25 protein-coding genes are annotated in these 26,826 nt (G+C 63.4%); 14 read left to right on the forward strand and 11 right to left on the reverse strand.

Annotation, left to right across the window (positions count from 1 at the left end; genetic code table 11):
* The first annotated feature begins 84 nt into the window (after positions 1 to 84).
* The 9 genes from FJ490_RS19660 to FJ490_RS19700 all read left to right on the forward strand — a co-directional run bounded on the left by FJ490_RS19660 (position 85) and on the right by FJ490_RS19700 (position 9,650).
* Positions 85 to 1,326, forward strand: coding sequence for a phosphopentomutase (locus tag FJ490_RS19660; protein WP_140728874.1), 1,242 nt, complete (start codon positions 85 to 87; stop codon positions 1,324 to 1,326).
* Complete coding sequence (gene mutM / locus FJ490_RS19665) at positions 1,319 to 2,209, forward strand: bifunctional DNA-formamidopyrimidine glycosylase/DNA-(apurinic or apyrimidinic site) lyase (protein ID WP_140496743.1); 891 nt, start codon at positions 1,319 to 1,321, stop codon at positions 2,207 to 2,209. The genes FJ490_RS19660 and mutM overlap by 8 nt, the downstream gene beginning before the upstream one ends.
* Positions 2,210 to 2,250: 41 nt before the next feature.
* On the forward strand, positions 2,251 to 3,024 hold the full coding sequence (locus tag FJ490_RS19670) for an enoyl-CoA hydratase (protein ID WP_140564841.1): 774 nt from the start codon (positions 2,251 to 2,253) through the stop codon (positions 3,022 to 3,024).
* Between the two features lie 207 nt (positions 3,025 to 3,231).
* Positions 3,232 to 3,498: a 30S ribosomal protein S20 gene (gene rpsT / locus FJ490_RS19675; protein WP_140496747.1), complete on the forward strand. Its 267-nt coding sequence runs from the start codon at positions 3,232 to 3,234 to the stop codon at positions 3,496 to 3,498.
* 848 nt (positions 3,499 to 4,346) lie between these two features.
* A complete protein-coding gene (dnaA, locus tag FJ490_RS19680; RefSeq protein WP_140496749.1) occupies positions 4,347 to 5,891 on the forward strand; it encodes a chromosomal replication initiator protein DnaA in 1,545 nt (514 codons plus the stop codon).
* Positions 5,892 to 6,091: 200 nt separating this feature from the next.
* Positions 6,092 to 7,210, forward strand: a complete 1,119-nt coding sequence (gene dnaN / locus FJ490_RS19685; RefSeq protein ID WP_140496751.1) for a DNA polymerase III subunit beta — start codon at positions 6,092 to 6,094, stop codon at positions 7,208 to 7,210.
* 11 nt (positions 7,211 to 7,221) lie between these two features.
* Positions 7,222 to 8,364, forward strand: coding sequence for a DNA replication/repair protein RecF (gene recF / locus FJ490_RS19690; protein WP_140728873.1), 1,143 nt, complete (start codon positions 7,222 to 7,224; stop codon positions 8,362 to 8,364).
* A gap of 39 nt (positions 8,365 to 8,403) precedes the next feature.
* Entirely contained in the window at positions 8,404 to 9,162 is a 759-nt protein-coding gene (locus FJ490_RS19695) for a molybdopterin-synthase adenylyltransferase MoeB (RefSeq protein ID WP_140728872.1), read from the forward strand.
* Positions 9,163 to 9,164: 2 nt separating this feature from the next.
* On the forward strand, positions 9,165 to 9,650 hold the full coding sequence (locus FJ490_RS19700) for a GNAT family N-acetyltransferase (protein WP_246671081.1): 486 nt from the start codon (positions 9,165 to 9,167) through the stop codon (positions 9,648 to 9,650).
* 33 nt (positions 9,651 to 9,683) lie between these two features.
* Here FJ490_RS19700 and FJ490_RS19705 read toward each other — a convergent pair whose 3' ends face one another.
* Positions 9,684 to 10,685, reverse strand: coding sequence for a D-glycerate dehydrogenase (locus FJ490_RS19705; protein WP_140496760.1), 1,002 nt, complete (start codon positions 10,683 to 10,685; stop codon positions 9,684 to 9,686).
* Positions 10,686 to 10,833: 148 nt separating this feature from the next.
* On the opposite strand from FJ490_RS19705, the gene FJ490_RS19710 reads away from it, so the two are divergent.
* Positions 10,834 to 11,394 (forward strand): SH3 domain-containing protein, encoded by a 561-nt coding sequence (locus FJ490_RS19710; RefSeq protein ID WP_140496762.1) that lies wholly within the window; start codon positions 10,834 to 10,836, stop codon positions 11,392 to 11,394.
* Between the two features lie 43 nt (positions 11,395 to 11,437).
* Here the strand turns inward: FJ490_RS19710 and FJ490_RS19715 are convergent, their stop codons facing one another.
* Positions 11,438 to 11,797, reverse strand: coding sequence for a DUF4260 domain-containing protein (locus tag FJ490_RS19715; protein ID WP_140557599.1), 360 nt, complete (start codon positions 11,795 to 11,797; stop codon positions 11,438 to 11,440).
* 49 nt (positions 11,798 to 11,846) lie between these two features.
* Positions 11,847 to 12,278 (reverse strand): iron response transcriptional regulator IrrA, encoded by a 432-nt coding sequence (gene irrA, locus FJ490_RS19720; protein ID WP_181165297.1) that lies wholly within the window; start codon positions 12,276 to 12,278, stop codon positions 11,847 to 11,849.
* A gap of 242 nt (positions 12,279 to 12,520) precedes the next feature.
* Here irrA and fabA point away from each other — a divergent pair, with 242 nt between their 5' ends.
* From fabA to FJ490_RS19740, 4 genes are all read left to right on the forward strand, one after another.
* Complete coding sequence (gene fabA / locus FJ490_RS19725; RefSeq protein WP_140496768.1) at positions 12,521 to 13,039, forward strand: 3-hydroxyacyl-[acyl-carrier-protein] dehydratase FabA; 519 nt, start codon at positions 12,521 to 12,523, stop codon at positions 13,037 to 13,039.
* 49 nt (positions 13,040 to 13,088) lie between these two features.
* Positions 13,089 to 14,309: a beta-ketoacyl-ACP synthase I gene (gene fabB / locus FJ490_RS19730; protein WP_140496770.1), complete on the forward strand. Its 1,221-nt coding sequence runs from the start codon at positions 13,089 to 13,091 to the stop codon at positions 14,307 to 14,309.
* A 31-nt stretch (positions 14,310 to 14,340) separates the two neighbouring features.
* Positions 14,341 to 15,153: an enoyl-ACP reductase FabI gene (fabI, locus tag FJ490_RS19735; protein ID WP_140629776.1), complete on the forward strand. Its 813-nt coding sequence runs from the start codon at positions 14,341 to 14,343 to the stop codon at positions 15,151 to 15,153.
* A 126-nt stretch (positions 15,154 to 15,279) separates the two neighbouring features.
* Positions 15,280 to 16,824, forward strand: a complete 1,545-nt coding sequence (locus tag FJ490_RS19740) for a bifunctional diguanylate cyclase/phosphodiesterase (RefSeq protein ID WP_140513180.1) — start codon at positions 15,280 to 15,282, stop codon at positions 16,822 to 16,824.
* A gap of 18 nt (positions 16,825 to 16,842) precedes the next feature.
* Here FJ490_RS19740 and FJ490_RS19745 read toward each other — a convergent pair whose 3' ends face one another.
* From FJ490_RS19745 to FJ490_RS19780, 8 genes are all read right to left on the reverse strand, one after another.
* Positions 16,843 to 17,862 (reverse strand): class I SAM-dependent methyltransferase, encoded by a 1,020-nt coding sequence (locus FJ490_RS19745; RefSeq protein ID WP_140557597.1) that lies wholly within the window; start codon positions 17,860 to 17,862, stop codon positions 16,843 to 16,845.
* A 69-nt stretch (positions 17,863 to 17,931) separates the two neighbouring features.
* Positions 17,932 to 20,079 carry a polyribonucleotide nucleotidyltransferase gene (gene pnp / locus FJ490_RS19750; protein ID WP_140513176.1) on the reverse strand — a complete coding sequence of 716 codons (2,148 nt, stop codon included), beginning with the start codon at positions 20,077 to 20,079 and terminating at the stop codon, positions 17,932 to 17,934.
* A 413-nt stretch (positions 20,080 to 20,492) separates the two neighbouring features.
* A complete protein-coding gene (gene rpsO, locus FJ490_RS19755) occupies positions 20,493 to 20,762 on the reverse strand; it encodes a 30S ribosomal protein S15 (RefSeq protein WP_140496780.1) in 270 nt (89 codons plus the stop codon).
* A gap of 181 nt (positions 20,763 to 20,943) precedes the next feature.
* Positions 20,944 to 22,038, reverse strand: a complete 1,095-nt coding sequence (corA, locus tag FJ490_RS19760; RefSeq protein ID WP_140728871.1) for a magnesium/cobalt transporter CorA — start codon at positions 22,036 to 22,038, stop codon at positions 20,944 to 20,946.
* Between the two features lie 44 nt (positions 22,039 to 22,082).
* Positions 22,083 to 23,054: a tRNA pseudouridine(55) synthase TruB gene (truB, locus tag FJ490_RS19765; protein WP_140523878.1), complete on the reverse strand. Its 972-nt coding sequence runs from the start codon at positions 23,052 to 23,054 to the stop codon at positions 22,083 to 22,085.
* Positions 23,054 to 23,467 (reverse strand): 30S ribosome-binding factor RbfA, encoded by a 414-nt coding sequence (gene rbfA, locus FJ490_RS19770; protein ID WP_140564850.1) that lies wholly within the window; start codon positions 23,465 to 23,467, stop codon positions 23,054 to 23,056. Before rbfA ends, truB begins: the two co-directional genes overlap by 1 nt.
* Positions 23,468 to 23,581: 114 nt before the next feature.
* On the reverse strand, positions 23,582 to 26,155 hold the full coding sequence (gene infB, locus FJ490_RS19775) for a translation initiation factor IF-2 (protein WP_140728870.1): 2,574 nt from the start codon (positions 26,153 to 26,155) through the stop codon (positions 23,582 to 23,584).
* Positions 26,152 to 26,802 (reverse strand): RNA-binding protein, encoded by a 651-nt coding sequence (locus FJ490_RS19780; protein WP_140497289.1) that lies wholly within the window; start codon positions 26,800 to 26,802, stop codon positions 26,152 to 26,154. Before FJ490_RS19780 ends, infB begins: the two co-directional genes overlap by 4 nt.
* Positions 26,803 to 26,826 lie beyond the last annotated feature (24 nt).

The following is a 26,826-nucleotide window of genomic DNA, read 5'->3' on the forward strand; positions in this document are numbered from 1 at the left end:
CGAGCGGTTGCCGTTTGGTTTCCGAATTGCCAATGCCGCCGTGGAACCCTATGTCTGGGTGCTCAAACCGGCAACAATGACCTCATGGCGCGTGCTTTCCTCTTCGTCCTGGATTCCTTCGGCATAGGCGGCGCCGCCGACGCCGAACGCTACGGAGATGCCGGTGCCAACACCTTCGCCCATATCACCGAGGCCTGTGCGGAAGGCCGCGCCGATCGCGAAGGACTTCGCCAGGGGCCGTTGTTTGTTCCCAACATGGCGTCGCTCGGACTTGGCAAGGCTGCCGAGACCGCGACGGGGCTGGGCTTTGCCGCTTTCGGGACGGATCTCGTCGACAATGCCTTCCACGGTGCCGCCCAGGAGGTTTCGAGCGGCAAGGACACGCCATCCGGTCATTGGGAGATAGCCGGCCTGCCGGTGCGTTTCGACTGGGGTTATTTTCCCGACACGATCCCAGCCTTTCCCGCCGAACTGACCGAGGCGATCATCCGCGAGGGCAAGGTGCCGGGCATTCTCGGCAACTGCCATGCGCCTGGTACCGAGATCATCGAACGGTTCGGCGAGGAGCACATCCGCACGGGCAAGCCGATCTGCTACACCTCGGTGGACTCAGTCCTGCAAGTCGCCGCGCACGAGGTCCATTTCGGACTGGAGCGGCTCTACGAATTCTGCAAGGTGGTGCGTCGCCTGGTTGATCCGTTGAGGATCGGAAGGGTGATCGCGCGACCGTTCGTCGGCGAGACGGCAGCCACTTTCGAGCGGACCTACAACCGACACGACTACGCCGTGCCGCCACCCGAGCCGACATTGCTCGACCGGCTGACGGCGCGTGGCAGCCGCGTCATCGCCGTGGGCAAGATCGGCGACATCTTTGCCCATCGGGGGATTTCGGAAGTGCGCAAGGCCGCGGGCAACATGGCCATGTTCGACCAGGCGCTTGATGCAATGGATGCGGCCCGCGACGGCGATCTCGTCTTCGCCAATTTCGTCGATTTCGACACCGAGTTCGGCCATCGCCGCGATGTTGCAGGTTATGCCGCCGCGCTCGAGGCCTTCGACCGGCGACTGCCGGAAGCATTCGCGAGATTGCGACAGGGCGATCTGCTGATCCTGACGGCCGACCACGGCAACGACCCGACCTGGCGCGGCACCGACCACACACGCGAACGCATTCCGGTGATCGGCATCGGACCAGGTCTGACGGGCGGCGACATCGGGCTGAGAACGACATTCTGCGACATTGGTGAAACCGTGGCCGAACATCTCGGGTTGGCGCACGGCCGCTACGGCACTTCCTTTTACCCGGATATGGGCGGCCATGCCTGAATTGCCCGAGGTCGAGACGGTCCGGCGCGGGCTGGAGCCGGTTCTGGAGGGTGCCCGCATCATCCGCGCCGAGGCACGCCGGCCGGACCTGCGTTTTCCATTCCCCGAAAAATTCGCCGAGCGGCTGACCGGCAAGACGATCACGGCGCTCGGACGCCGAGCCAAATATCTGACGATGGATCTCGAAGGCGGTCCCGCCCTGATCTGCCATCTCGGCATGTCGGGCTCGTTTCGCATCGAGACGGCCGACGCTGCCGAAATGCCCGGCGTGTTCCATCACGAGCGGTCGAAGAGTTCGACGCACGACCATGTCATCTTCGACGTCGCCTCTCGGGACGGCACCCGCTCGCGCGTGGTTTTCAACGATCCGCGTCGCTTCGGCTTCATGCTGTTTTGCGAAGGGCCGCCGGACACCCATCCGATGCTGGCGGGGCTCGGCGTCGAACCCACCGGCAATGCGCTTGACGGAGTGCTGCTGGCCTCACTGCTGAAGGGCCGGAAATCGCCGCTGAAGGCCGCTCTTCTCGACCAGAGATTGATAGCCGGGCTCGGCAACATCTATGTCTCGGAGGCGCTATGGCGCGCCGGGCTGTCGCCGCTGCGCGAGGCGGGCACGATAGCCAAAGCCGGCAAGAAAGCGGGTGAGCAAAGCCGGGGGCTTGCCGTGGCGGTCCGCTCGGTCATCGCAGATGCCATTGCGGCCGGCGGATCGTCGCTGCGCGACTACATGCAGACCGACGGTTCGCTGGGCTATTTCCAGCACTCCTTCGCGGTGTATGACCGGGAGGGCGAACCCTGCTCCAAGCCTGGCTGCGGCGGCCATATCGAGCGCATCACGCAGAGCGGCCGCTCGACCTTCTATTGCCGGACCTGTCAGCGGTGAGCTAGATCGATCTTCAATTGCCTGGAAGAGGAGCCGAAGCCATGGCCTATGAAACGATCGTCGTTGAAACCAGGGGCAAGGTCGGGCTGATCACCTTGAACCGGCCGAAGGCGCTCAATGCGCTGAATTCCCAGGTCATGGCGGAATTGGTGGCCGCGGTAAACGTGTTCGGGGCAGATGACGGCATCGGCGCGATGGTCGTCACTGGTTCCGAGAAGGCCTTCGCCGCAGGCGCCGATATCAAGGAAATGCTGTCGATTTCCTACGTCGATGCCTACATCAAGGACTTTTTCGTCGGCTGGGAAGAGTTGACCCGGGCGCGCAAGCCGATCATCGCGGCGGTGGCGGGCTATGCGCTGGGCGGCGGCTGCGAACTGGCGATGATGTGCGACTTCATCATCGCCGCCGACACGGCAAAATTCGGCCAGCCCGAAATCACGCTCGGCGTCATTCCCGGCATGGGCGGCTCACAACGCCTGACCCGGTTCGTCGGCAAGTCGAAGGCGATGGACATGTGCCTGACCGGGCGGATGATGGATGCCGCGGAGGCCGAGCGTTCCGGGCTGGTCTCGCGCGTCGTGCCTGCCGGCGAGCTTGTCGAGGAGGCCGTCAAGGCGGCGGCCAAGATCGCCGATTTTTCGCTGCCGTCGGTGATGATGGCAAAGGAAGCCGTCAACCGAGCCTATGAAACGACGCTCGCCGAGGGGCTGCGGTTCGAACGTCGACTGTTCCATTCGCTGTTTGCGCTCGACGACCAGAAGGAAGGCATGGCGGCCTTCGCCGAGAAGCGCAAGCCGAATTTCACCAATCGCTGACAGCGCACCTCCGGGGCGCGAAATGCTTCGGCGTGGCTGAAAAAATGCTCCGGCGCGACGACAGCCAAAAAGAACGCCAGCCAGCGTTGACGCGCCGGGAAAGCTGAACTATAAGCCGCACCAACCGAGGCGGCCCTGTGGCTGCCCGTTTGTTTTTTGTGCCCTGCGGCATGCCGCATGCGCCGACCAGATCAGAAGAGAGGCATCATGGCCAATACATCCTCGGCCAAAAAGGCAACGCGCAAGATCGTCCGCCGCGCGGCGATCAATAAAAACCGCCGCTCGCGCGTCCGCACTTATGTGCGCCAGGTCGAGGAGGCGCTCGCCTCCGGCGACAAGGCCGCCGCGCAGGCGGCGTTCAAGGCCGCCGAGCCGGAATTGATGCGTGCCGCGACAAAGGGCGTGATCCACAAGAACACCGCGGCCCGCAAGGTTTCACGGCTGGCCCAGCGCCTCAAGGTGCTGTCGGCCTGACGTCCCTTTCCGGACTGATCTTCTGAGAACCCGGCCGATAGTGCCGGGTTTTTTCGTTTGCCGGCAAGCACTTAAAAAGAATACTCGGAAACGGCGTCGAAAGCGGAGTTTGCGGTCCGAAATGCTTTGCCGGCATATGCGTGCCGGCTGATGGTCCAGATACTTGAAAAGTGTCGGCTAAAAAATTCTCCCTCCGCCGAAATAATCAATATTTCCCAGCTAGTTACAGATAGTCATCCACACGTTGTCCACAGCGCGGCGAAGCGCCAGGAGAACAACTGGCTGTCAAGCGATTTATTTCACAAAATTTCGCGCCAGCCCGGCTTTTTCATATTCGCCGGAAAAGGGTTTGAATCACAATGGCTTTGTCAAACTATAGTGCTGCCGCATGGCGCTTCGGCGCGCCGGACCTAACCAGATTCCTTAAAAATCCGTTAGACGTGGCCTTGCCCTATCCACAGCGATTTCGGTAATGTCGGTCCATCGAAAGGGATGGGCCGGGTGGCCCTGACCCAGCCTGAATGGGCCAGCTTAAATTGGCGGGGTTTGTGGCGCGGATCAAGTCCGCGGACAGGGTTGGTTTGCTCTTTTTCGATACGGTAGGGGACTGGCGTAACTATACATGGCAGGTCGACAGCGCCGGCGATTTTCGCCGGACGGTGTTGCATTGTTCTGACATACCCAACACGGACTGGCTTCCATGGGCCGGCACCGGTTCCCTGGATAATGGGCGACGTTCATCTGCCGGCGGCGGCAGCGGGCGTCGTAGCAAAGCGCAGTCGCTGGAACACGGATGCAGGAGGCGCATCCCCGGCGGAAAAACAGGTACAGAGACAAGGAACTCGATCATGCAGAGCGGCGTCGAAAGGGAGCTTACCAATGACATCCCATTTTCAGGAAATCTGATCGGAGCTGATGAGATGGCGGCTTCCAGCGACGCGGAACAGAAGTTCGACCGGGTCAAGGCCCAGTTGAAGGCGCGGTTGGGAACCGAAGTCTATTCGAGCTGGTTCGGGCGCATGAAGGTCGCGGAGGCTTCAAAGGGCATCGTTCGCATTTCGGTGCCTACTGCCTTCCTGCGCTCGTGGATCAACGGCCATTATCTCGACCTTATCTGCGAGCTTTGGAAGCACGAGGATCCCGAGATCCTCAAGATCGAGATCATCGTGCGCACAGCCACCCGCCAGGGGCGCAGCCATGCCGAACCGGAATTGGCGCCGGCGCGCAAGATGACGCGACAAACGCAGACGGCGCTGGCCGCCGGCACCGTAAGTCCCGGCAGGCTGGAGCGGGCTCCGGCGCCGCGCCCGGGCATGCCGGCCGAGAGCGAGTTCCGCCACAATGTGCTGGGATCGCCGCTCGATCCGCGTTACACGTTCGCCTCTTTCATCGAAGGGCCGTCGAACCGGGTGGCCTTCGCCGCGGCCAAGGCCGTGGCGGAATCGCAGTCGAGCGCGGTGCGCTTCAACCCGCTCTTCCTTCATGCGACGGTCGGCCTCGGCAAGACCCATTTGTTGCAGGCTATCGCCGCGGAATCGCTGAAGCAGAACCCGAAATCGCGCGTCGTCTACCTGACGGCGGAATATTTCATGTGGCGCTTCGCCACCGCGATCCGCGACAACAATGCCTTGACGCTCAAGGAACAGCTTCGCGATATCGACCTGCTCATCATCGACGACATGCAATTCCTGCAGGGCAAGTCGATCCAGCACGAATTCTGCCATCTGATCAACATGCTGCTCGACAGCGCCAAGCAGGTCGTCGTCGCCGCCGACCGGCCCCCGTCGGAACTGGAATCCCTCGAACCGCGGGTCCGCTCGCGCCTCAATGGCGGCGTCGCGCTCGAAATGTCGGCCCCCGATTTCGCCATGCGCCTGGGCATGCTCAAGCTGCGCCTCGCCACCGCCAGGCACGACGACGCTTCCCTCGACATCTCCGACGAGATCCTCAATCACGTCGCCCGTACGGTGACCGGCAGCGGCCGCGAACTGGAAGGCGCCTTCAATCAACTCCTGTTCCGCCAGTCGTTCGAGCCGCAGATCACCATCGATCGCATCGACGAGATCCTCGGCCATATCTACCGCACCGGCGAGCCGAAGCGGGTCCGTATCGAGGATATTCAGCGCATCGTCGCGCGGCACTACAATGTGTCGAAGACCGAGTTGCTGTCCAACAGGCGCACGCGCACCATCGTCAAGCCGAGGCAGGTCGCCATGTATCTGTCCAAGGTGATGACGCCGCGCTCGCTGCCCGAGATCGGGCGGCGCTTCGGCGGCCGCGACCACACAACGGTGCTGCACGCAGTGCGCAAGATCGAGGATCTTTCCGGCGGCGACAACACGCTGGCGCAGGAACTGGAACTGTTGAGACGGTTGATCAACGACCAGGCCTGAGCCGTTCGAAAACGCCTGGCGGCGTGCTTCGCCGCCTTTATCCCCAGAAAGCCCGCGTAGCCGGCCCGAACCGGTCGCGCGGGCTTGCGTTTGCTGGTTTTTTCCTGTCAGTTTACGCAGATTCTGAAGCCTGTTCAGACCTTTCGCGGGACGCCGCCAGCCGGAGACCCGCTCATTCATTCAAGCGAGCCTGGTTCGTCATGCGTGTTATCCTGGAACGGTCAAATCTCCTGAAGTCGCTCAACCACGTCCACCGCGTGGTCGAACGGCGCAACACCATACCGATCCTGTCCAACGTGCTGCTCAGCGCCGAAGGCGCCAGCCTGGAAATGAAGGCCACCGACCTCGACCTGGAGGTGACGGAAGCGACGCCGGCCAAGGTCGAGCGGGGTGGCGCGACAACGGTTCCGGCGCATCTGCTCTACGACATCGTGCGCAAGCTTTCCGACGGTGCCGAGGTGATGCTGAAGACGGACGAGGACGGCAACGCCATGACGGTGACCTCCGGCCGCTCGAGCTTCCGACTGCAATGCCTGCCGCAATCGGACTTCCCCGAGCTTTCGGCCGGATCCTTCTCGCATATCTTCCGGCTCGACTCGGTCGCGCTCAAGGGGCTGATCGAGAAGACCCAGTTCGCCATCTCCACCGAGGAGACGCGCTATTATCTCAACGGCATCTATCTTCACACACATGAGGTCGGCGGCAAGCTGAAGCTGCGCTCGGTGGCGACCGACGGCCATCGCCTGGCGCGCGCCGAGATCGACGCGCCGGCGGGTTCCGAAGGCATGCCGGGCATCATCATACCGCGCAAGACGGTCAGCGAATTGCAGAAGCTGGTCGATGATCCCGACGTGGCGGTCACCACCGAACTGTCGGACACCAAGATCCGCTTCACCATCGGCAGCGTCATCCTGACTTCCAAGCTGATCGACGGCACCTTCCCCGATTATCAGCGGGTCATTCCCACCGGCAACGACAAGAAGCTGATCATCGACCGCCAGAGCTTCGCGGCCGCCGTCGACCGCGTCTCGACCATCTCCTCCGAACGCGGGCGCGCGGTGAAGCTTTCGATCAGTGAGGGCCAGGTGACGCTTGCGGTCAACAATCCGGATTCGGGCAGCGCCACCGAGGAGTTGGCCGCCGACTATTCAGCCGATCCGATCGAGATCGGCTTCAACGCCAAGTACCTGCTCGACGTTGCCGCACAATTGACCGGTTCAGAGGCCCGGTTCATGTTGGCCGACGCCGGTTCGCCAACGCTGATCCACGACATGGCCGATGAAACCGCGCTTTATGTGCTGATGCCGATGCGGGTGTAGAGCAGTAGCGGTTGCCGGCACAAACCCATATAAGTAAGCTTACACTTACCAATTTCCGCAACTATGCGGCGCTGTCGGTCGAGCTTGAGCCGGGCGCGGTGGTGTTTTCCGGTGACAATGGCGCTGGCAAAACCAATCTGCTGGAAGCGATTTCCCTGTTGACGCCGGGCCGCGGCCTGCGCCGCGCGCCTTACGCGGACGTCGCGCGTGAGGGCGGTGACGGCGGCTTTGCGCTGCACGCACGGCTCGACGGACCTGACGGCCAAGTCGAGATAGGGACGGGCATTTCGGGTGGCGACAGTCTTGGCGAGGGCGGCAGACGGGTGCGCATCAACGGCGCCACGGCGCGATCCGCCGAGGACATGCTGGAATGGCTGCGCGTCGTGTGGCTGACGCCGGCCATGGACGCTCTGTTCACCGGACCGGCCGCGGACCGCCGGCGCTTTCTCGACCGGCTGGTGCTGGCGATCGATCCAGGCCACGGACAGCGCGCCCTCGACTATGAAAAGGCGATGCGCGGCCGGAACCGGTTGCTGACGGAAGGTTCGCGGGATTTGAGCTGGTTCGAGGCGATCGAGATGCAGATGGCCGAGACGGGCGTGGCGATCGCCGCGGCGCGCGCCGAAATGGTGCGCCTTCTGGCCGCCATGATCGACAGGCTGCCCGACAGCGGCCCGTTTCCGCAGGCCGATATCGGCCTGTCGGGCGATCTGGAAGCCGAGATCGCCACCATGCCGGCTGTCGACGTCGAGGAGCGGTTCCGCCGCACGCTCGCCGGGGGCCGCGACCGCGACCGCGCCGCCGGGCGCGCGCTCGAGGGCCCGCACCGCTCCGATCTCGTGGTCCGGCACCGACCCAAGGCGATGCCGGCGGAGCTGTGTTCGACCGGCGAACAGAAAGCCTTGCTTGTCGGCATTGTCCTGTCGCATGCCAGATTGACCGGCGAGATGTCCGGCTTGACGCCAATCCTGCTGCTCGACGAGATCGCGGCACATCTCGATGGTGGCCGGCGTGCGGCGCTGTTCTCGATCCTGGAGGAATTGAACTGCCAGGCTTTCATGACGGGAACCGATGCTGCGCTGTTTTCCAGCCTGGCGGGCCGGGCGCAGTTCCTGATCGTGGATCACGGCACGGTCGCGCCGATGGCTGTGTGAGCACCTGACAAGGTTTTTCTCCCGCTATATGATCGAGCCATGATCGCCACCGCCCTCACCGACGAAGAACTCGAACGCTATGCCCGCCACATCGTGCTGCCCGAAATTGGCGGCGCCGGCCAGCAGCGCCTGAAGCGAGCGCGGGTGCTGGTCATCGGCGCCGGCGGATTGGGCGCACCAGTGCTTGAATATCTTGCCGCAGCCGGCGTCGGCACGCTCGGCGTGATCGACGACGACACGGTTTCGCTCTCCAACCTGCAGCGGCAGGTGATTCACGGCACGAACACTGTCGGCATGCTGAAAACCCACAGCGCCAAGGCGGCAATCGCCCGCATCAATCCCAACACCGCTGTCGAAATCCACACATTGCGCCTGACCGCGGACAATGCCCAAGCCGTCGTCGCCCGTTACGACGTGGTCGTCGACGGGTCCGACAATTTCGAGACGCGCTATGTCGTGGCCGATGCCTGCGCGGCGGAGGGAAAGCCGCTGGTGCACGCCGCCGTGGGCCGTTTCGATGGCTCCGTGACCGTGCTGATGCCGTTCCAAGCCGATAGGGACGGCACCTCCAACCCCGGCTACCGCGACCTCTTCCCGGAGGCCCCACCGCCGGGTCTGGTGCCGTCCTGTGCCGAGGCCGGGGTGCTTGGCGTGCTGACTGGGGTGATTGGCACGTTGCAGGCGATGGAAGCCATCAAGCTGATCACCGGCATTGGCGAGCCGCTGATCGGACGACTGCTGCTCTACGACGCGCTGGCCGCGCGTTTCGAGACCATCCGCTACAAGAGACGAAACTGACGTTGAAGCGCACTGCCGATATCGCCATCATCCGGATTCCGGCCGATTTCGACCGCTGGAACGAAGTGCTCGCCCTGATCCTGCGCGCATTCGCCTTCATGGACGGCATCATCGACCCGCCGTCCTCGGCGCACCTGCTCACTGCGGAAACTATGCGCGACAAAGCCCGCCGCGAGACCGGCCTGCTGGCGCTCAGCGGCAACAGGATCGTCGGCTGCATCTTCGCCCTGGAACGAACCGACCACCTCTATGTCGGCAAGCTCGCCGTCACGCCGGACTGTCAGGGCCAGGGCATCGGCAGGTTGTTGATGCAAGCCGTCCAGGATTTTGCCCGCAGCCGCGGCAAGGTCGCAATCGAGCTGCAGACGCGAATCGAGCTGGCTGGGAACCAGGCAGCCTTTGCCCGGCTCGGTTTTCGCGAGACCGTGAGAACGGCGCATGAAGGTTATGCGCGACCGACTTCGGTCACCATGCGCAAGACTCTTTAATAAGTCTTCACTTACATTACGTTGCGAAGCCGCTCAGGTCCTGAGCGGCAGCACGCGATCCGGCGGGCGGTGGCCGTCGACGAAGGCGCGGATGTTGATGATCACCTTCTCGCCCATGTCGATGCGGCCCTCGAGCGTCGCCGACCCCATATGTGGCAAAAGCACGACCTTGCCCTTGGTCGCGAGCTTGAGCAGTTTTCCGTTCAATGCGGGCTCGTGCTCGTAGACGTCGAGGCCGGCGCCGGCGATCCTGCCATCCTGAATCAGCTTGACCAGAGCCTCCTCGTCGATGATGTCACCGCGCGCGGTGTTGACGATATAGGCGGTGGGCTGAAGCAGCGCCAGCCGCCGCGCCGAAAGCAGATGGAACGTCGCCGGCGTCGAGGGGCAGTTGACCGAGATGATGTCCATGCGGGCCAGCATCTGATCGAGGCTTTCCCAATAGGTCGCCTCCAGCCCGTCCTCGACCGCCTGCAGCACGCGATGGCGATTGTGATAGTGGATGGAGAGGCCGAAAGCCTTGGCACGCCTGGCAACGGCGGTGCCGATACGCCCCATGCCGACAATGCCGAGCCGTTTGCCCCAGATGCGCCGGCCAAGCATCCATGTCGGCGACCAGCCGGCCCATTTCTTGTCGCCGGTGAGTACATTGGCGCCCTCCGCCAGCCGGCGCGGCACCGCCAGCATCAGCGCCATCGTCATGTCGGCCGTATCCTCGGTCAGCACGTTGGGCGTGTTGGTTACGGTGATGCCTTTCTTGGCCGCGGCCGCCACGTCGATCTTGTCGACGCCATTGCCGAAATTGGCGATCAGCTTGAGGTTTTCGCCGGCCTGGGCGATCAATGCCGCGTCGATGCGGTCGGTCACCGTCGGCACCAGCACGTCGGCCTCCTTGACCGCCGCGACCAGTTCCGGCTGCGTCATCGGCCTGTCCTCGACATTCAGCCTTGCGTCGAACAGCTCGCGCATGCGGGTCTCGACAGGGTCGGGCAGTTTTCGCGTGATGACCACGAGAGGCTTCTTTTTGCCTGCCATTGCTTCCCTCGTTGAGACCTCTTTAACCAAGACCGGCGAAACTGGAAGCCGGTCGCGGTAGCCGATTTACCCATGTACCAAGCGGTGCCGCCGAAGACAAAGAAAAAGGGGCGCCGGGGCCGGCAGGCCAGCGCCGAAAGGAACGAAAGTGTCTGGTTTCGCGTCGCTTCGCCTGACCCTCAGCGCAGCATTTCTCGGCGCTCTGCTCTATTCACCCCAACTGTGCGCGCAAGGTGCAGCGGCTCCCGCCCAGAGCGTCGTCACGCTCGGGCCGAGCGGCCTGCCGCTGCCACGATTCGTCAGCCTGAAATCCGGCCGCGTCAATTCGCGTGTCGGGCCGGGCGCCAACTACTCGGTCGACTGGATGTATCTGAAGGCCGGCCTGCCGATGGAGATCATCCAGGAGTTCGACACATGGCGCCGCGTGCGCGACGCCGACGGTTCGGAAGGTTGGATCAACCAGTCGCTGCTTTCGGGCCGGCGCACGGCGATCGTGGCGCCGTGGCAGCGCGGCAAGGGCGCCCAGATCAATCTCCTCAGGAGCCCCGAAAAGGACGCCAGCGTGGTGGCGATCGTCGAGCCGGGCGTCATGGGCACGATCAAATCCTGCGACGGCCAGTGGTGCGAAATGACGCTCGATGGCCATACCGGCTGGCTCGCCCAATCCGTCGTCTGGGGCGCCTATCCCGGCGAGCGGGTCAAGGACTGATTTTTGGCCTTGCCCGATTCGTTTGAACCGCAGGCCGGACCGTTTAGCGGCCGATGCGGCCGAGATGGGTATCCTGAAAGCTGCTCGACAGCTTCAAGCCGTAACCCAGCGCGCGATCGATAGCGATGTGGGCGATCCAGATCAATGCAACCGCTATAGCGGCTGCATTGCCGAACAGGCTGCCGGCAAGCACCAAAAACACCGGTGGGACCAAGATGTGGAAGGCATTGTAGCAGGCGGTGCCGACGCGCGGCCCGGCGAGATAGCCGAACATGGACAGATCAGGCGCCAGGATCAACAAGGCGAACAACCACCAGGACGCACCGGCGAGTGCATAAAAGACGATAGCGGACACCGCGACAGCGGCCCATTCCAGCCGGACAGCCAGATCGAGGGGTTTCATTCCTGGCCGTTCATACGTGCCCGGCCGTGCATACGTGCTTGGCCTTCGGTCATTCGGCGCGTTTGGGGCGCAGCCTCACCACGATGTCGACATTGGCGATCTCCATCCCCTCGGGTGGTTCCGGTAGGTTGGTGACGGTGACCGGACCATTGGCGATGTCGAAAATACGGTTTTCGCCTTCGATATAGAAATGGTGATGATCGGAGGTGTTGGTGTCGAAATAGGTTTTGGCGCCCTCGACAGCCAGAATGCGCAGGAGTCCCGCCTGGGTGAATTGGTGAAGGGCGTTGTAGACGGTGGCCAGCGACACCGGCACGCCGGCGGCGACGGCCTCCTCGTGCAGTTCCTCGGCCGACAGATGGCGGTCGCCCTTGGCGAAAAGCAGGTCGGCAAGCGCAATGCGCTGCCGTGTCGGCCTCAGGCCGGCTTCACGAACCCGCTTGTCCACAGCGACATTTTCCTTCCGGCAGCCCCGGTCCATCTGGTCGTCCAAGCTCACAGTTCCGCCTCAAGACACGTCCAGAATGGCAAAAAAATGGATGTCTGCCGAAACCGGACCCCTTTCGACATATATTCTGTCGTCCGGATGCGATCAATAGCGCGCATTGACCCGGCAAGACTGGCGGGTTAAGCGCAAACGCCGGTTTCCGGCCTGAAACAGATTGTGTTAGGACACCAACGACAAGGGCGCGCCAGCGCCCGGGACATATGGGAACGAGATTGATGGCGGGTTCGAAATCCAGCTACGACTACGAAGAATTGCTGGCCTGCGCCCGCGGCGAGCTGTTCGGACCGGGCAATGCCCAGTTGCCTTACCCGCCGATGCTGATGTTTGACCGCATCACCGAGATCAGCGAAACAGGCGGGGCTTTCGACAAGGGCTTCATCCGCGCCGAATTCGACATCAAGCCGGACCTGTGGTTCTTTGCCTGCCATTTCATCGGCAATCCCATCATGCCTGGATGCCTGGGCCTCGATGCCCTGTGGCAGCTGACGGGTTTCTATCTCGGCTGGCTGGGCGAACCCGGCAAAGGCATGGCGCTGTCGACCGGCGAGGTCAAGTTCAAGGGAATGGTCACGCCCTCGGTTAAAAAGGTCGAGTATGGCGTGGAATTCAAACGTGTGATGCGTGGCCGGCTGGTGCTGGGCATCGCCGATGGTTGGCTAAAGGCGGACGGCGAACCCATATACGCGGCAACGGACCTGAAAGTCGGTCTGTCCAAGCAGTCGGCGGTCGCTTGACCGTCGCCCTGGCCGACTTCGTGGCCAGCATTCCTGGAAGGAGTTGCGAATGAGACGTGTCGTAGTCACAGGCCTCGGCATCGTGTCGTCGATCGGCAACAATGCCAACGAGGTGCAAGCCTCGCTGCATGACGCCAAATCCGGCATCAGCTTCTCCGACTCCTTCGCCGAGCACGGCTTCCGCTGTCAGGTCTGGGGCGCGCCGACGCTCGATCCCAGCGCCATGATCGATCGCCGCGCAATGCGCTTCCTGAGCCAGGGAGCGGCCTGGAACCATGTCGCCATGGACCAGGCGATCGCCGATGCCGGCCTTGGCGAGAGCGACATCACCAATGAGCGCACCGGCATCGTCATGGGCTCGGGCGGGCCTTCCACCCGCACCATCGTCGAGGCGGCCGAAACCACGCTCAAGAATGGCAGCCCCAAGCGCATCGGCCCATTCGCGGTGCCGAAGGCGATGTCGTCGACCGCGTCGGCGACGCTGGCCACCTGGTTCAAGATCCACGGCGTCAACTATTCGATCTCGTCGGCCTGTTCGACCTCGGCGCATTGCATCGGCAATGGCTACGAACTGATCCAGTGGGGCAAGCAGGACATGGTGTTCGCCGGCGGCCACGAAGATCTCGACTGGACGATGTCGGACCTGTTCGATGCCATGGGCGCCATGTCGTCGAAGTACAATGACAGGGCATCTGCCGCTTCCCGCGCCTATGACGTCGATCGCGACGGCTTCGTCATCGCCGGCGGCGCCGGCGTGCTGGTGCTCGAGGAACTGGAGCATGCCAAGGCGCGCGGCGCCAAGATCTATGCAGAGATCGTCGGCTACGGCGCCACCTCGGACGGCTTCGACATGGTTGCGCCCTCGGGCGAAGGCGCGGTCCGCTGCATGCGGCAGGCGCTGGCGACCGTCACCACCCCGGTCGACTACATCAACACCCATGGGACCTCGACGCCGGTGGGGGATTCCCGCGAAATGGGCGCGATCCGCGAGGTGTTCGGCGAGAAGATGCCCTTCATCACCTCGACCAAATCGCTGACGGGCCATTCGCTGGGCGCGGCCGGCGTGCAGGAATCCATCTATTCGATCCTGATGATGCAAGGCGGTTTCATCGGCGAAAGCGCCCATATCGAGACTCTCGACCCCGAATTCGAGGGCATGCCGGTGGTGCGAAAGCGCATCGACAACGCCAGGATCGACACCGTTTTGTCCAATTCCTTCGGCTTTGGTGGCACCAACGCAACGCTGGTTTTCCAGCGCTATTCCGCATAAGGCCACGTTTTTTCCACGAGGATTGGCGATCATGGACGGATTGATGAAGGGCAAGCGCGGGCTTGTCATGGGCGTCGCCAACGATCATTCGATCGCCTGGGGCATAGCCCGGAAACTGTCCGAACATGGGGCCGAACTTGCCTTCACCTACCAGGGTGACGCCTTCGGCCGCCGGGTCAAGCCGCTTGCCGACAAGCTCGGCGCGGCGCTGGTGGTTCCCTGCGATGTCGAGGACAGCGCCTCGGTCCACGCCACCTTCGAGACCTTGGGCAAGGCCTGGGGCGGGCTCGACTTCGTGGTCCATGCCATCGGCTTTTCAGACAAGAATGAGCTCAAGGGCCTCTACGCCGACACCAGCCGCGACAATTTCGTCCGCACCATGGTCATCTCCTGCTATTCCTTCACCGAGGTCGCGCGCCACGCCGCGGCCCTGATGCAGGATGGCGGATCGATGATCACCCTGACCTATGCCGGTTCGGTGCGCGTCATGCCGAACTATAACGTCATGGGCGTCGCCAAGGCCGGTCTCGAGGCCAGCGTGCGCTATCTCGCCAACGATTACGGCCCGCGCGGCATCAGGGTGAACGGCATATCGGCCGGACCGGTGCGAACGCTTGCCGGCGCCGGGATTTCCGACGCGCGCCACATGTTCTCTTACCAGCAGCGCAATTCTCCGCTGCGCCGCACCGTGACCATCGACGAGGTCGGCGGCTCGGCACTCTATCTCCTGTCCGACCTCGCTTCCGGCGTCACCGGCGAAATCCACTATGTCGATTCCGGCTATCATATCGTTTCCATGCCGACGCTCGAGGAGCTGAAGCAGACGGATCGCGCGAGCGAATAGGCCATTTCGCGAAATAGTCTTTTCTCCTGCGAAGAAATAATTCCCTTCCAATAAAATTGGATGCATTCGCGGAAACTCATTTTAAGGGCCTATCGGCTATAGAGTCCCGCAATTTGGGGACTTTCAATGCCTGCCGTCAGCAACCCGAACCGCACACCGGTGTTCCGGCTGATCACCATAGCCAGTTCGGGCATTGGCAGTTTCATTCTCGGCATCTGGGGGCTGAAGCACGCGCTTGGCGACGGCTTTGCCGGCATGCCGGCGGACGTGATGGTGGCGATCATGGCTGCCCTTTGCGCATTGGCGGCGGCGGGAGCCGCGATGTCTTTCTTCGCCGGCGTCGATGAATCGGCTGATTTCGTCTTCAACGAAACCCAGTTCGACAAGCTGACCGGATTGCTGGCGCGTCCGGCGATGGTCGGCAAGATCGCCGAGGCAGCCTGCGCGACGAGCCGCACCGGGGCCCCGATGTTCCTCATCGACATCGACATCGACCGGTTCAAGCAGATCAACGACGCGATCGGCTACAGCCAGGGCGACGAACTGATCCGCGCCTTCACCAAGCGGCTGCAGGCCTGCGTGCCCGAGCGCGTGCAGATCGGGCGCATCGGCGCCGGCGAGTTCGCGGTGCTGCTTCCCGATCATCAGATTCAGGGAACGATGGAAGCTATGGTGGAGAGGCTCATCGACGAGATGATGGAGCCCTATGAGCTCAGCAGCCACCAGCAATCGGTGAGCCTGTCGGTGGGCATCGTGGCGATGCCCAAGGACGGCGTCGACCCGGTCCTCATCCTGCGCCGCTCCAACTTGGCGCTGCAAAATGCGCGCGCCAGGGGAGTCGGCAACTGGTCGGTCTTCGATACCGAGATGGGTCGGGTCGCCGATCATCGCCAATGGGTCGAATCCGAGCTGCACATCGCATTCGAGCGCGGTGATTTCGACCTTCACTATCAGCCGCAGCTGGACCTGCCGAGCGGCCGCATCGTCGGCTATGAAGCGCTGATCCGCTGGAACCATCCAGAACGCGGCATGATCCCACCTCTGGAGTTCATCCAGATCGCCGAGGAAACCGGCATGATCAATCCGATCGGCGAATGGGTTCTGCGCAAGGCATGCAGCGACGCCCGCCATTTACCCGACGACTGCTTCGTCGCTGTCAACATCTCGCCGGTCCAGTTCATGACCAAGGACTTCATCGGCCTCGTGCGCGACACGATGCGGACCACCGGCATCAAGCCCTCGCGGCTGGAGCTGGAAGTCACCGAGACGGCCATGATGCAGGACCGCGACCGCGCCGCCGCCATCCTGAAAGAGCTTGCCGATATGGGCATCTCGGTTGCCGTCGACGATTTCGGCACCGGCTATTCCAATCTCAGCTACCTGATCGATTTTTCATTCGGCAAGCTGAAGATCGACCGCTCCTTCGTCAGCCGCATCGATACGGATTCGAGCTCCGGCGCCGTCGTATCGACCATTGTCGGCCTCTCGCGAGCACTCGGCGTCAGTATCATTGCCGAGGGTGTCGAGACAGAGGACCAGGCGACACTGCTCAGGGCAGCCGGTTGCGAGGTGGTGCAAGGTTATCTGTTCGGCCGGCCGGCGCCGCTTGCGGTCATGGCCGGCGAGGGACATGTCATCGAGGATTCGAGGCGCGTCGCCAATCTGCACTGAGTGCCACGCCGTTGCGTGTCAGCGACGCGCGGAAAGAACCTTGAACATGCCGTCACGGGCGAGCTCGGCATGGCTGGAGAAGGCGGCGGCCAGTGCCGGCTCGTAGGGCAGCTGGCGGTTCGCCACCATGTACAGCCGTGCTCCCGGCTTCAGCGCCTTTGCCGCTGCCCGGATCAGGCCGGCGCCGATCTCCGGTTCGGCCGCGCGGCTGCGATGAAAAGGCGGGTTCATGATGACCGCGTCGTAGCGACGCTCGACCGGCTCCCCCTGCAGGTCCGTCCAGAAGAAACCTTTCGCAACCGACTGGCTGGCCGTGGCAAGATTGGCTTTGGCGGCTTCGAGAGAAGCGAAATCCGCCTCATAGAGATCAAGTGCCGAGATGCCGGGCGAACGCGCTTCCATCTCCGCCGCCAGATAGCCCCAGCCGGCGCAGAAATCGGCGACATGGCCGCGCAGGTCGGCCGGAAGATGGTCCGCCAGCAACTTCGAACCGGCATCGACACGATCGAAGGAAAACATGCCGGGCGCCGTGCTGAAGCGGCCGTCGACCAGCCCGGCGGGATTGGCGGCACGCAGCGCTGTCGACGCGTCCGTCCCGGCCGGCCGGCGAAGCCAGAAGGCGATGCCGTGATATTTGGGCAGATGGCCTTCGAGCGGCACAAGCTCGTCCATGCGCTTGCGCAGGCTGGCGATGCCATCATCCTTGCCGCCGGCAATGACGATTAATCCGCCCTCGGCGACGCGCTCCAGCGCATCCGCGATGCGCAGCTCGTTCTGGCCGCGATGGCGGCCCGCGAGCACCAGCGCGGCGTCAAAGCCATCGCCTTGCGTTTGCGGGGTGACAGTGAAGCCCGCAGCTTGCAGCGCGCGAAAATGCGGCCGGAAGCCTTGCACCACGTGCAGCTCGGCGTCGAAGTCCCGCGGTGTCCGCAAGCCGGATTCGGCCCCGAGAAAAAGCATGCGCTCGCCCTTTCGCGGCAAGGCGACCGCCTCGGCCTCGAATGGATGGAACAGCGTCTTCAGCACTTCAGCGGACATGCCTTTGCTCCATAAACGAAAACGGGCGCGACATGAGCCGCGCCCGCTTCGATTTTTCCGTTAGCCAGTTCAGGCGGCGTTTTCTTCGCTCTCGGCCTTCTTGTCGCGAACGATTTCCTTGCCGGTGGCCTGGTCGACGACCTTCATCGACAGGCGGACCTTGCCGCGCTCGTCGAAGCCCATCAGCTTGACCCACACCTTGTCGCCTTCCTTGACGACGTCCGAAGTCTTGGCGACCCGGTCGTTGGCAAGCTGCGAGATGTGGACGAGGCCGTCACGCGGGCCGAAGAAGTTGACGAAAGCGCCGAAGTCGGCGGTCTTGACGACCGTGCCTTCGTAGATTTCGCCGACTTCCGGCTCGGCGACGATGGTGTGGATCCACTTCTTCGCCGCCTCGATCTCCTTGGCGTTCGCCGAAGCGATCTTGACCGTGCCGTCATCCTCGATGTTGATCTTGGCGCCGGTCTTCTCGACGATCTCGCGGATGACCTTGCCACCGGAACCGATCACGTCGCGGATCTTGTCGGTCGGGATGTGCATGACCTCGATGCGCGGCGCGAACTCGCCGAGCTCGGCGCGCGCGCCGGACAGCGCGTGGCCCATTTCGCCGAGAATATGCTGACGACCGTCCTTGGCCTGGTCGAGAGCGATCTTCATGATCTCCTCGGTGATGCCCTCGATCTTGATGTCCATCTGCAAGGAGGTGATGCCGTTGGCGGTGCCGGCGACCTTGAAATCCATGTCGCCGAGGTGATCCTCGTCGCCCAGGATGTCGGAGAGCACGGCGAAGCGCTCACCTTCCTTGATCAGGCCCATGGCGATACCGGCGACCGGCTTGGCCAGCGGCACGCCGGCATCCATCAGCGCCAGCGAGGTGCCGCAGACGGTTGCCATCGACGACGAGCCGTTGGACTCGGTGATCTCCGAGACCACGCGCAGCGTGTAGGGGAACTGGTCTGATGTCGGCAGCATCGGGCGGATGGCGCGCCAGGCGAGCTTGCCGTGGCCGATCTCGCGGCGGCCGGGCGAGCCCATGCGGCCGGTCTCGCCGACGGAATAGGGAGGGAAGTTGTAGTGGAGGAGGAACTTCTCCTTGTACATGCCGGTCAGCGAATCGACATACTGCTCGTCCTCGCCGGTGCCCAGCGTGGCGACGACCAGCGCCTGGGTCTCGCCGCGGGTGAACAGCGCCGAACCGTGGGTGCGCGGCAGGACGCCGACCTCGGATACGATCTTGCGCACGGTCTTCAGGTCACGGCCGTCAATGCGCGAACCAGTGTCGAGAATGTTCCAGCGCACGACCTTGGCTTGGAGCTCCTTGAACACGCTGCCGATCTGCTCGGAGGAATATTTCGGCTCTTCGCCTTCGGCCGGAGCGAAGGCCGCCTTGACCTTGGCCTTGACGGCGTCCACGGCGGCATAGCGCTTCTGCTTGTCGGTGATCTTGTAGGCGTCGCGAAGCTCGTCGCCGACGATCTTCAGCATCTCGGCTTCGAGAGCGGAATAGTCCGGCGCGGTGAAGTCGCGCGGGTCCTTGGCGGCGACTTCGGCCAGCTTGATGATCGCGTCGATCACCGGCTGGAAACCGCGATGGCCGAACATGACCGCGCCGAGCATCAGGTCTTCACCGAGTTCCTTGGCTTCGGACTCGACCATCAGCACGGCGTCGGCGGTGCCGGCGACGATCAGGTCGAGCTTGGATTCCTGCATCTCGTCGACATGCGGGTTGAGCACGTATTCGCCGTTGATGTAGCCGACGCGGGCGCCGCCGATCGGGCCCATGAAGGGCACGCCCGACAGGGTCAGGGCCGCCGAAGTGGCGACGATCGACAGGATGTCCGGATCGTTCTCGAGATCATGCTGGACGACGGTGACGACGATCTGCGTGTCGTTCTTGTAGCCGTCGGCAAAGAGTGGGCGGATCGGGCGGTCGATGAGGCGCGAAACCAGCGTTTCCTTTTCGCTCGGACGACCTTCACGCTTGAAATAGCCGCCCGGGATCTTGCCGGCGGCGTAGGTCTTTTCCTGGTAGTTGACGGTCAGCGGAAAGAAGTCGAGGCCCGGCTTGGGCTCCTTCATCGAAACGACCGTGGCGAGAACCTTGGTCTCGCCGTAGGTGGCGAGCACGGCGCCGTCGGCCTGGCGCGCGATCTTGCCGGTTTCGAGGATGAGCGGGCGACCGCCCCATTCGATTTCCACTTTGTGGTGATTGAACATGTCTTGTCCTTCATATGAGGAAAGGGCCGCGCCGTTTCAGCGTGCGCGGGTGCCCTTTCCCCTGGCTTCCTTTCTCGGGCAGCCACGGGCAAGACAACGGGAAGCTCGATCCATGTCGGCCGGATGGCCGCGCGAGCGTCCTGCAATCCTGCCCCATGACCGTCCATGGGGTGGCTTCGAGGGGGCCCTCTGCACGCTCGAAACCGGATTTGGCCAATCGATCCGACTGGCCCTGCGCATGACCCCACAAGCAGCGGCTTGTGGAATGCGTCACGCGCAAACTCAACTTGTTGGAGCGTCCGTCCGGCATCCGGATGGGTGCGCGGCGCTCCAGTACCTGCATTCGAGATCGGATTGGTCCGGTGCTCAAATGCGCGACCGGCGGGCCCTTGTGAGGCCCGCCGGTCAATTCGTCAACGGCGCAGGCCGAGCTTCTCGATCAGCGTCTGGTAGCGCGTGTCGTCCTTGCGCTTGAGATAATCAAGCAGGCTTCGGCGCTGGGAGACGAGAGCGAGCAGACCACGGCGGGAATGGTTATCCTTCTTGTGGTCCTTGAAATGGTCGGTCAGGTTCTTGATGCGCTCGGATAGGATGGCTACCTGAACTTCCGGAGACCCGGTGTCGCCCTTGGCGGTTGCGAATTCAGTCATCAATTCCTGTTTGCGCTCGGCAGTAATCGACATCGTGTTTTTCCTTATCTGTTCGAGGAAACGGGTCGCCCTCAGCCGGGATGTCGTCCAGCAGGAGCCGGTGCAAGCAGAGCGTCATAGCGCTAAGCTGCGGCGCATATAGTGCAATTCCCAAGAAAACACCAGCCCAATTCACGAAGCCGGCTTTTCACGCCAAAACGGCAAGTTATCCCTGTCAAAGCCATTTTTTCCATTTGAAGAAGGCAATCAGCCCAACCGCGACCACGGCCATGAACAGCAGCGACAAGGGATAGCCGTAATAGGCCTTCAGCTCAGGCATGTTCCAGGGCGACGTCTCCGGATCGAAATTCATGCCCCAGACGCCGACCAGAAACGTGAGCGGCATGAAGATGACCGAGACGATCGTCAGATAGGAAATGACGTCGTTGGTGCGTGCCTGGCTCAGCGACAGATGCATCTCGATCAGGCCGGTCAGCATGTCGCGCTGGTTCTCGACCAGCTCGATCAGCCGCAGCGCGTGGTCGAGCGTATCGTTCAGGAAGACCTTGGTTTCGGCCTTCACATAGGGCACGTCGTTGCGGATAAGCGTCGCCAGCGCGTCGCGCATCGGCCACAGCACCCCCTTCAGCACATTGGCGTCGTGCCGCAATCCATGAAGCTGCTGCATCTGATGCTTGTGCGGTGCGTGCAGCATCTGGTCCTCGATGCTGTCGACGAGTTCGCCCGCCGCCTCGATCGGCGGAAAGTAGCTGTCGACGATAGCGTCGATCAGCGCATAGGCGAGATAGTCGGCGCCACGGGCGCGCAGCCGGTTCGGCGCCGAGCTTTCGATGCGCTTGCGCACCGGATCGAACGGATCGCCTTCGCGCTCCTGGAAGGTGACGACGAAATTCTTGCCAAGGAAAACGGTGATCTGCTCGTAGCGGTGCGAGGCGACGTCGTCGATCATCCGCACGACCACGAAAGCATGGTCTTCGTAGAAATCCACCTTCGGCCGCTGGCCCGTGTTGACGACGTCCTCCAGCGCCAGCGGATGCAGGCTGAAGATGCGGCCGATCTCCTTGATCAGCTCGATATTGGCCAGGCCGGTGCAGTCCAGCCAGATGACCGGCCACTTTTCGCAATTGGCATTGACGTCGTCGATGCTGGCATTGTCGATCGTTTTGGACTTTTGCGGCGAGATCAGGGTGAGCCGCAGTTCCGAGCGTCGCGCCGCGGGATCGGCGATCAGCGTTCCGGGCGATGCACCGACCGGCGGCCGCCTGGCCCTGAGCGGCGCCCGCGTCTTGATCGCCTCAACCTTTGCCATGCGGCCCCTCGGATAGATATCGCATAGAGATTAGACGAGGGCCCTCACCCGGCAAAGACCCGTTTGGGCTTGAACATGCCCTGCTCGATGGCGCCGATGGCCACCAGCTTGCCGCGCGCGGTCGCGCAGGCTTCCTCGGCCTCCACCGGCGCGTCGCGGCCGCGGATGATGACGGGATTGCCGAGGCGGATCTTCGTCGCCGCATCGTCGCTGATGGCTATCTGCGGCAGGCAGTCGAGTGCCGCCGAGGTGTCGACAAGCAGCGCGTCGATCGCGGCAAAATCGATCGGCGCTTCTATCGAATCGGGGGACGGTTGCTGCGTGCCATGACCCTGCTCGCCGAAGCGCGCCGCCTCCAGTTCGGCGACGGTGACGAAATCCTCGGCGGTGAACGGCTCGACCTCGATCCGGCGCAGTTCAGAAATATGGCCGAAGCAGCCGAGATCGCGGCCCATGTCGCGGGCCAGCGAGCGCACATAGGTACCCTTGCCGCATTCGACCTCGAAAACCGTGTGATCGGCCCCGTGCTCGACGATGTCGAGGCGGCCGATTTCGATCTCGCGCGCGGGAATGTCGACCGTCTCGCCGTCGCGGGCGAGATCATAGGCGCGTTCGCCCGCGATCTTGATGGCCGAGAATTGCGGCGGCGTCTGCATGATGACGCCGGTGTATTTCGGCAGCAGCGCCTGCACTTCGGCCTCCACGGGGCGCCGGTCGGAGTCCCTCGTCACCGGACCTTCGAGGTCGTCGGTCGAGCGCTCCTGCCCCCAGGCCACGGTGAAGCGGTAGATCTTGGCGCCGTCCTGGACGTAGGGCACGGTCTTGGTGGCTTCGCCGAGCGCGATCGGCAGCATACCGGAAGCGAGCGGATCGAGCGTGCCGGCGTGGCCGGCCTTCTCCGCCTGGAACAGCCACTTGATCTTGGAGACGGCCTCCGTCGAGCCCATGCCGACCGGCTTGTCCAGCACCACCCAGCCCGAGACCGGCCGGCCCTTCTTCTTGCCGCGGCGCGCCATTATTCGCTGTCCTTATCGTCGTCGTCCGCATCCAGATCGCGCGCCACTTCCGGCGATTTCAGGAGATCGTTGATCCTGGCGAAATTGTCGAAGGAGGTGTCGAGCCGGAAGCGAAACTCGGGCATGTACTTCATCTGCCGCAGCGCGCCGGAGACACGGCCGCGGACGAACTTGGCATGCTTGTTGAGTGCCTCGACCACGGCGCCGGCGTCCGTAGCGCCGAGCGGCGAGATGAAGGCGGTTGCGATCTTGAGGTCGGGCGACATGCGCACTTCCGACACCGAAACCACGGCATTCTCGACCAGCGGATCGATGATCTCGCCGCGCTGCAAGGTTTCGGACAGCGCATGGCGCACCTGCTCGCCGACGCGCAGCATGCGCTGGGATGGGCCTGATGTGGTCGAACGGGGCATTTTTTCTCGATCCTGAAAGCGTGGGGCGCGGGATAGGACCGTGCCTCATGTCTCAAATGTTTGCCAGGCGGCGGCCTCTCGGCCACCGCCTGGCATGACGGACGTCACACGAACTCAGAGCGTGCGGGTTACCATCTCGACGCGGAAGCACTCGATGATGTCGCCGACGCGCATGTCCTCGTAGTTCTGGAAGGCCATGCCGCATTCCTGGCCGCCCGGGACTTCCGAAACCTCGTCCTTGAAGCGCTTCAGCGTCTTCAGCGTGCCTTCGTGGATGACGACGTTGTCGCGGATCAGGCGCACGCCCGCGCCACGCTCGACCTTGCCTTCGGTGACACGGCAGCCGGCGATCTTGCCGACCTTGGTGATGTCGAATATCTCGAGGATCTGCGCATTGCCGATGAAGGTCTCGCGACGCTCCGGCGAGAGCATACCCGACAGAGCCGCCTTCACGTCATCAACGAGGTTGTAGATGATCGAGTAATAGCGGATCTCGATGCCAGCGGCCGCCGCCGCGGCGCGTGCCTGCACATTGGCGCGGACGTTGAAGCCGATGATCGCCGCACCCGACGTCTCCGCCAGCGACACGTCGCTTTCGGTGATGGCGCCGGCGCCGGCATGGACGATGCGCGCACGCACCTCGTCGGTGCCAAGCTTGTCGAGCGCTGCGTTGATCGCCTCGATCGAACCCTGCACGTCACCCTTGATGACCAGCGGGAACTCCTTCAGTCCGCTCGTCTGCAGCTGCGACATCATCTGTTCGAGCGAACCGCGCTGGCCGGCATGACGGGCAACCGCCTTCTCGCGGGCCAGACGCTGGCGGTACTCGGTGATCTCGCGGGCGCGGGCCTCGTTGTTGACCACGGCGAAGCGGTCGCCGGCCTGCGGCGTGCCCTGGAGGCCGAGCACCTCGACCGGCATAGCCGGCGGCGCTTCCTTGACGTGTTCGCCGCGATCGTCAACCAGCGCGCGCACCCGGCCCCATTCATTGCCGGCGACAAGGATGTCGCCCGGCATCAGCGTGCCGGTCTGCACCAGCACGGTGGCGACGGGGCCACGGCCCTTGTCGAGCTGCGCCTCGATGACGACGCCCTCGGCGGTGCGGTCCGGATTGGCCTTGAGGTCGAGGATTTCGGCCTGCAGCAGGATCGCTTCTAGCAGCTTGTCGAGGTTGGTGCCCTTGGTCGCCGATACTTCGACATCAAGCACTTCACCGCCCATGGATTCGACGAATACCTCATGGCGCAGAAGTTCCGAGCGCACTTTTTGCGGATCGGCGTCATGCTTGTCGATCTTGTTGATCGCCACGATGATCGGAACGCCGGCCGCCTTGGCATGGCTGATCGATTCGATCGTCTGCGGCATCACGCTGTCGTCGGCCGCCACCACCAGGATGGCAATGTCGGTGGCCTGGGCGCCGCGGGCGCGCATGGCCGTGAAGGCGGCGTGGCCGGGCGTGTCGATGAAGGTGATCTTCTGACCGTTCTTCTCGACCTGATAGGCGCCGATATGCTGGGTGATGCCACCGGCCTCGCCGGAGACGACATTGGCGTTGCGGATCGCGTCGAGCAGCGAGGTCTTGCCGTGGTCGACATGCCCCATGATGGTCACGACAGGCGGCCGCGACACCAGGTCTTCCGGACGGTCGGCGATGTTGAACAGGCCTTCCTCGATGTCGGACTCGGCGACGCGGCGGACCGTGTGGCCGAATTCGGTGGCGACCAGTTCCGCCGTGTCGGCGTCGATGACGTCGCCCGGCTTCAGGATCTGGCCCTGCTTCATGAAGAACTTGACCACATCGACGGCGCGCTCGGACATGCGCTGCGCCAGTTCCTGGATAGTGATAGTTTCGGGCAGGATCACTTCGCGCATAACCTTCTCGCGCGGCTCATTGTGCATCGCGCGCTTGAACTTTTCCTGGCGGCGGCGCATCGACGACAGCGAACGGGCCCGCGCATCCTCGTCGGAAAGCGCGGAGTTCAAAGTCAGCTTGCCGCGACGGCGGTCTTCCTCGCCCTTGGTCGGCTTGGCCGGACGCGCCACTTCGGGCGTCACCAGACGGCGCACCGGCGCACCGGCGCCAGTCCGCTTCGGCTTGACCTCTTCTTCCTCGTCGGCGGTCGCCAGTTCGGCGGCCTGCGGCGCGCGGCGACGCGCCTCTTCCTCGGCGCGGCGGCGGGATTCGGCCTCGGCCTGCAACCGCGCTTCTTCCTCGGCCTGGCGGCGTGCGGATTCCTCGCGCTCGCGCTTGCGGCGCTCCTCATCCTCGGCGCGGCGCTTGGCTTCCTCGACGGCGCGCTGGCGGTCCTCGACCTCGCGCGCCTTGGAGCCTTCGAGCGCCCTGCGGCGCGCTTCCATTTCGCTGCGCGACAGTTCGTTCAACACCATGCCGCTGCGCTCGACCGGTGCCGGCGGAGGTGGAGGCGGCGCCTTGGGTGCCTCCTGCACGACGGGAGCCGCCGCGACCACCGGCTTCGGGGTGAACACGGGTGCCGCCACCGCCGGCTCCGGCTTGTCGCCGGGCAGCGAGAATTTGCGCTTCTTGGTCTCGACCACGACCGACTTGGTGCGGCCGTGCGAGAAGTTCTGGCGCACGGTGCCCTGTTCCATGCCGGGGCGCTTCAGCGTCAAGGTCTTCTTCGGCGTAACACTCAACGTCTTGTCGTCGCCCGATTTCGTATCGCTCATTCCATATCCTCTGCGGCCTCATCTTCGTCAGCAACGGCCGCAAGCATTGCCAGATCGTCCGGGGTACCGCCCCGATATCGGTCGAGCGCAACCATGCGCTTCTGGACCGCCTTACCCGCGTCTCCCGCGAGGACGGCAGCATGTATCACATTTGTACCCCCCAATGCCAAGCTCAACTCGGCCTCGGAGAAAAGTTTGTAGGCAAGGATGGAGGGGCCGCCAATATGGACGGTCGCCCGCCGCGCCTGGCTGATCTTGCGCACGCCATCGTCTGAGGCTTCGGTCGCGTGGAGCACGAAAAGCGCCAATCCACCGCGCACCGCGCTCTCCACCTTGGTGGCGCCCAGCGCGATCGCCCCTGCCTTGCGAGCGAGACCCAGCATGCCAAGGGCGGATCTGGAAAGCAGCCCATCGACCATGCCGCCGAGATCGGGCGGCACGACCACCTGTGCCTTAAAGGCGCGGCTAAAAAGGTTCTTGGCCGCCGCCTTGTCGATATGTAGGCGGTCGGCGCTCACCCAGCAACCACGGCCGGGCAGATTTCTCTTGAGATCCGGAACGACGGCCGAATCCGGGCCGACGACGAACCGGATCAGTTCATCCGGTTCGGCCTGCTTGCGGGTGACGATGCAGGTGCGATCGTTCATCACGTCCAAGGGCGGTTTCTGTGC

The sequence above is a fragment of the Mesorhizobium sp. B2-5-11 genome, assembly GCF_006440835.1.
GTDB lineage: Bacteria > Pseudomonadota > Alphaproteobacteria > Rhizobiales > Rhizobiaceae > Mesorhizobium.

Coding starts and splice junctions, on each gene's coding strand:
- irrA (WP_181165297.1), bottom strand. CDS start 12,278: ATGGACCGGGGCTGCCGGAAGGAAAATGTCGCTGTGGACAAGCGGGTT.
- FJ490_RS19780 (WP_140497289.1), bottom strand. CDS start 26,802: ATGAACGATCGCACCTGCATCGTCACCCGCAAGCAGGCCGAACCGGAT.
- dnaA (WP_140496749.1), top strand. CDS start 4,347: ATGCAGAGCGGCGTCGAAAGGGAGCTTACCAATGACATCCCATTTTCA.
- fabI (WP_140629776.1), top strand. CDS start 14,341: ATGGACGGATTGATGAAGGGCAAGCGCGGGCTTGTCATGGGCGTCGCC.
- pnp (WP_140513176.1), bottom strand. CDS start 20,079: ATGTTCAATCACCACAAAGTGGAAATCGAATGGGGCGGTCGCCCGCTC.
- FJ490_RS19740 (WP_140513180.1), top strand. CDS start 15,280: ATGCCTGCCGTCAGCAACCCGAACCGCACACCGGTGTTCCGGCTGATC.
- dnaN (WP_140496751.1), top strand. CDS start 6,092: ATGCGTGTTATCCTGGAACGGTCAAATCTCCTGAAGTCGCTCAACCAC.
- FJ490_RS19745 (WP_140557597.1), bottom strand. CDS start 17,862: ATGTCCGCTGAAGTGCTGAAGACGCTGTTCCATCCATTCGAGGCCGAG.
- FJ490_RS19715 (WP_140557599.1), bottom strand. CDS start 11,797: ATGAAACCCCTCGATCTGGCTGTCCGGCTGGAATGGGCCGCTGTCGCG.
- fabB (WP_140496770.1), top strand. CDS start 13,089: ATGAGACGTGTCGTAGTCACAGGCCTCGGCATCGTGTCGTCGATCGGC.
- fabA (WP_140496768.1), top strand. CDS start 12,521: ATGGCGGGTTCGAAATCCAGCTACGACTACGAAGAATTGCTGGCCTGC.
- rpsO (WP_140496780.1), bottom strand. CDS start 20,762: ATGTCGATTACTGCCGAGCGCAAACAGGAATTGATGACTGAATTCGCA.
- truB (WP_140523878.1), bottom strand. CDS start 23,054: ATGGCGCGCCGCGGCAAGAAGAAGGGCCGGCCGGTCTCGGGCTGGGTG.
- mutM (WP_140496743.1), top strand. CDS start 1,319: ATGCCTGAATTGCCCGAGGTCGAGACGGTCCGGCGCGGGCTGGAGCCG.
- FJ490_RS19660 (WP_140728874.1), top strand. CDS start 85: ATGGCGCGTGCTTTCCTCTTCGTCCTGGATTCCTTCGGCATAGGCGGC.
- rpsT (WP_140496747.1), top strand. CDS start 3,232: ATGGCCAATACATCCTCGGCCAAAAAGGCAACGCGCAAGATCGTCCGC.
- FJ490_RS19670 (WP_140564841.1), top strand. CDS start 2,251: ATGGCCTATGAAACGATCGTCGTTGAAACCAGGGGCAAGGTCGGGCTG.
- infB (WP_140728870.1), bottom strand. CDS start 26,155: ATGAGCGATACGAAATCGGGCGACGACAAGACGTTGAGTGTTACGCCG.
- FJ490_RS19695 (WP_140728872.1), top strand. CDS start 8,404: ATGATCGCCACCGCCCTCACCGACGAAGAACTCGAACGCTATGCCCGC.
- FJ490_RS19705 (WP_140496760.1), bottom strand. CDS start 10,685: ATGGCAGGCAAAAAGAAGCCTCTCGTGGTCATCACGCGAAAACTGCCC.
- corA (WP_140728871.1), bottom strand. CDS start 22,038: ATGGCAAAGGTTGAGGCGATCAAGACGCGGGCGCCGCTCAGGGCCAGG.
- rbfA (WP_140564850.1), bottom strand. CDS start 23,467: ATGCCCCGTTCGACCACATCAGGCCCATCCCAGCGCATGCTGCGCGTC.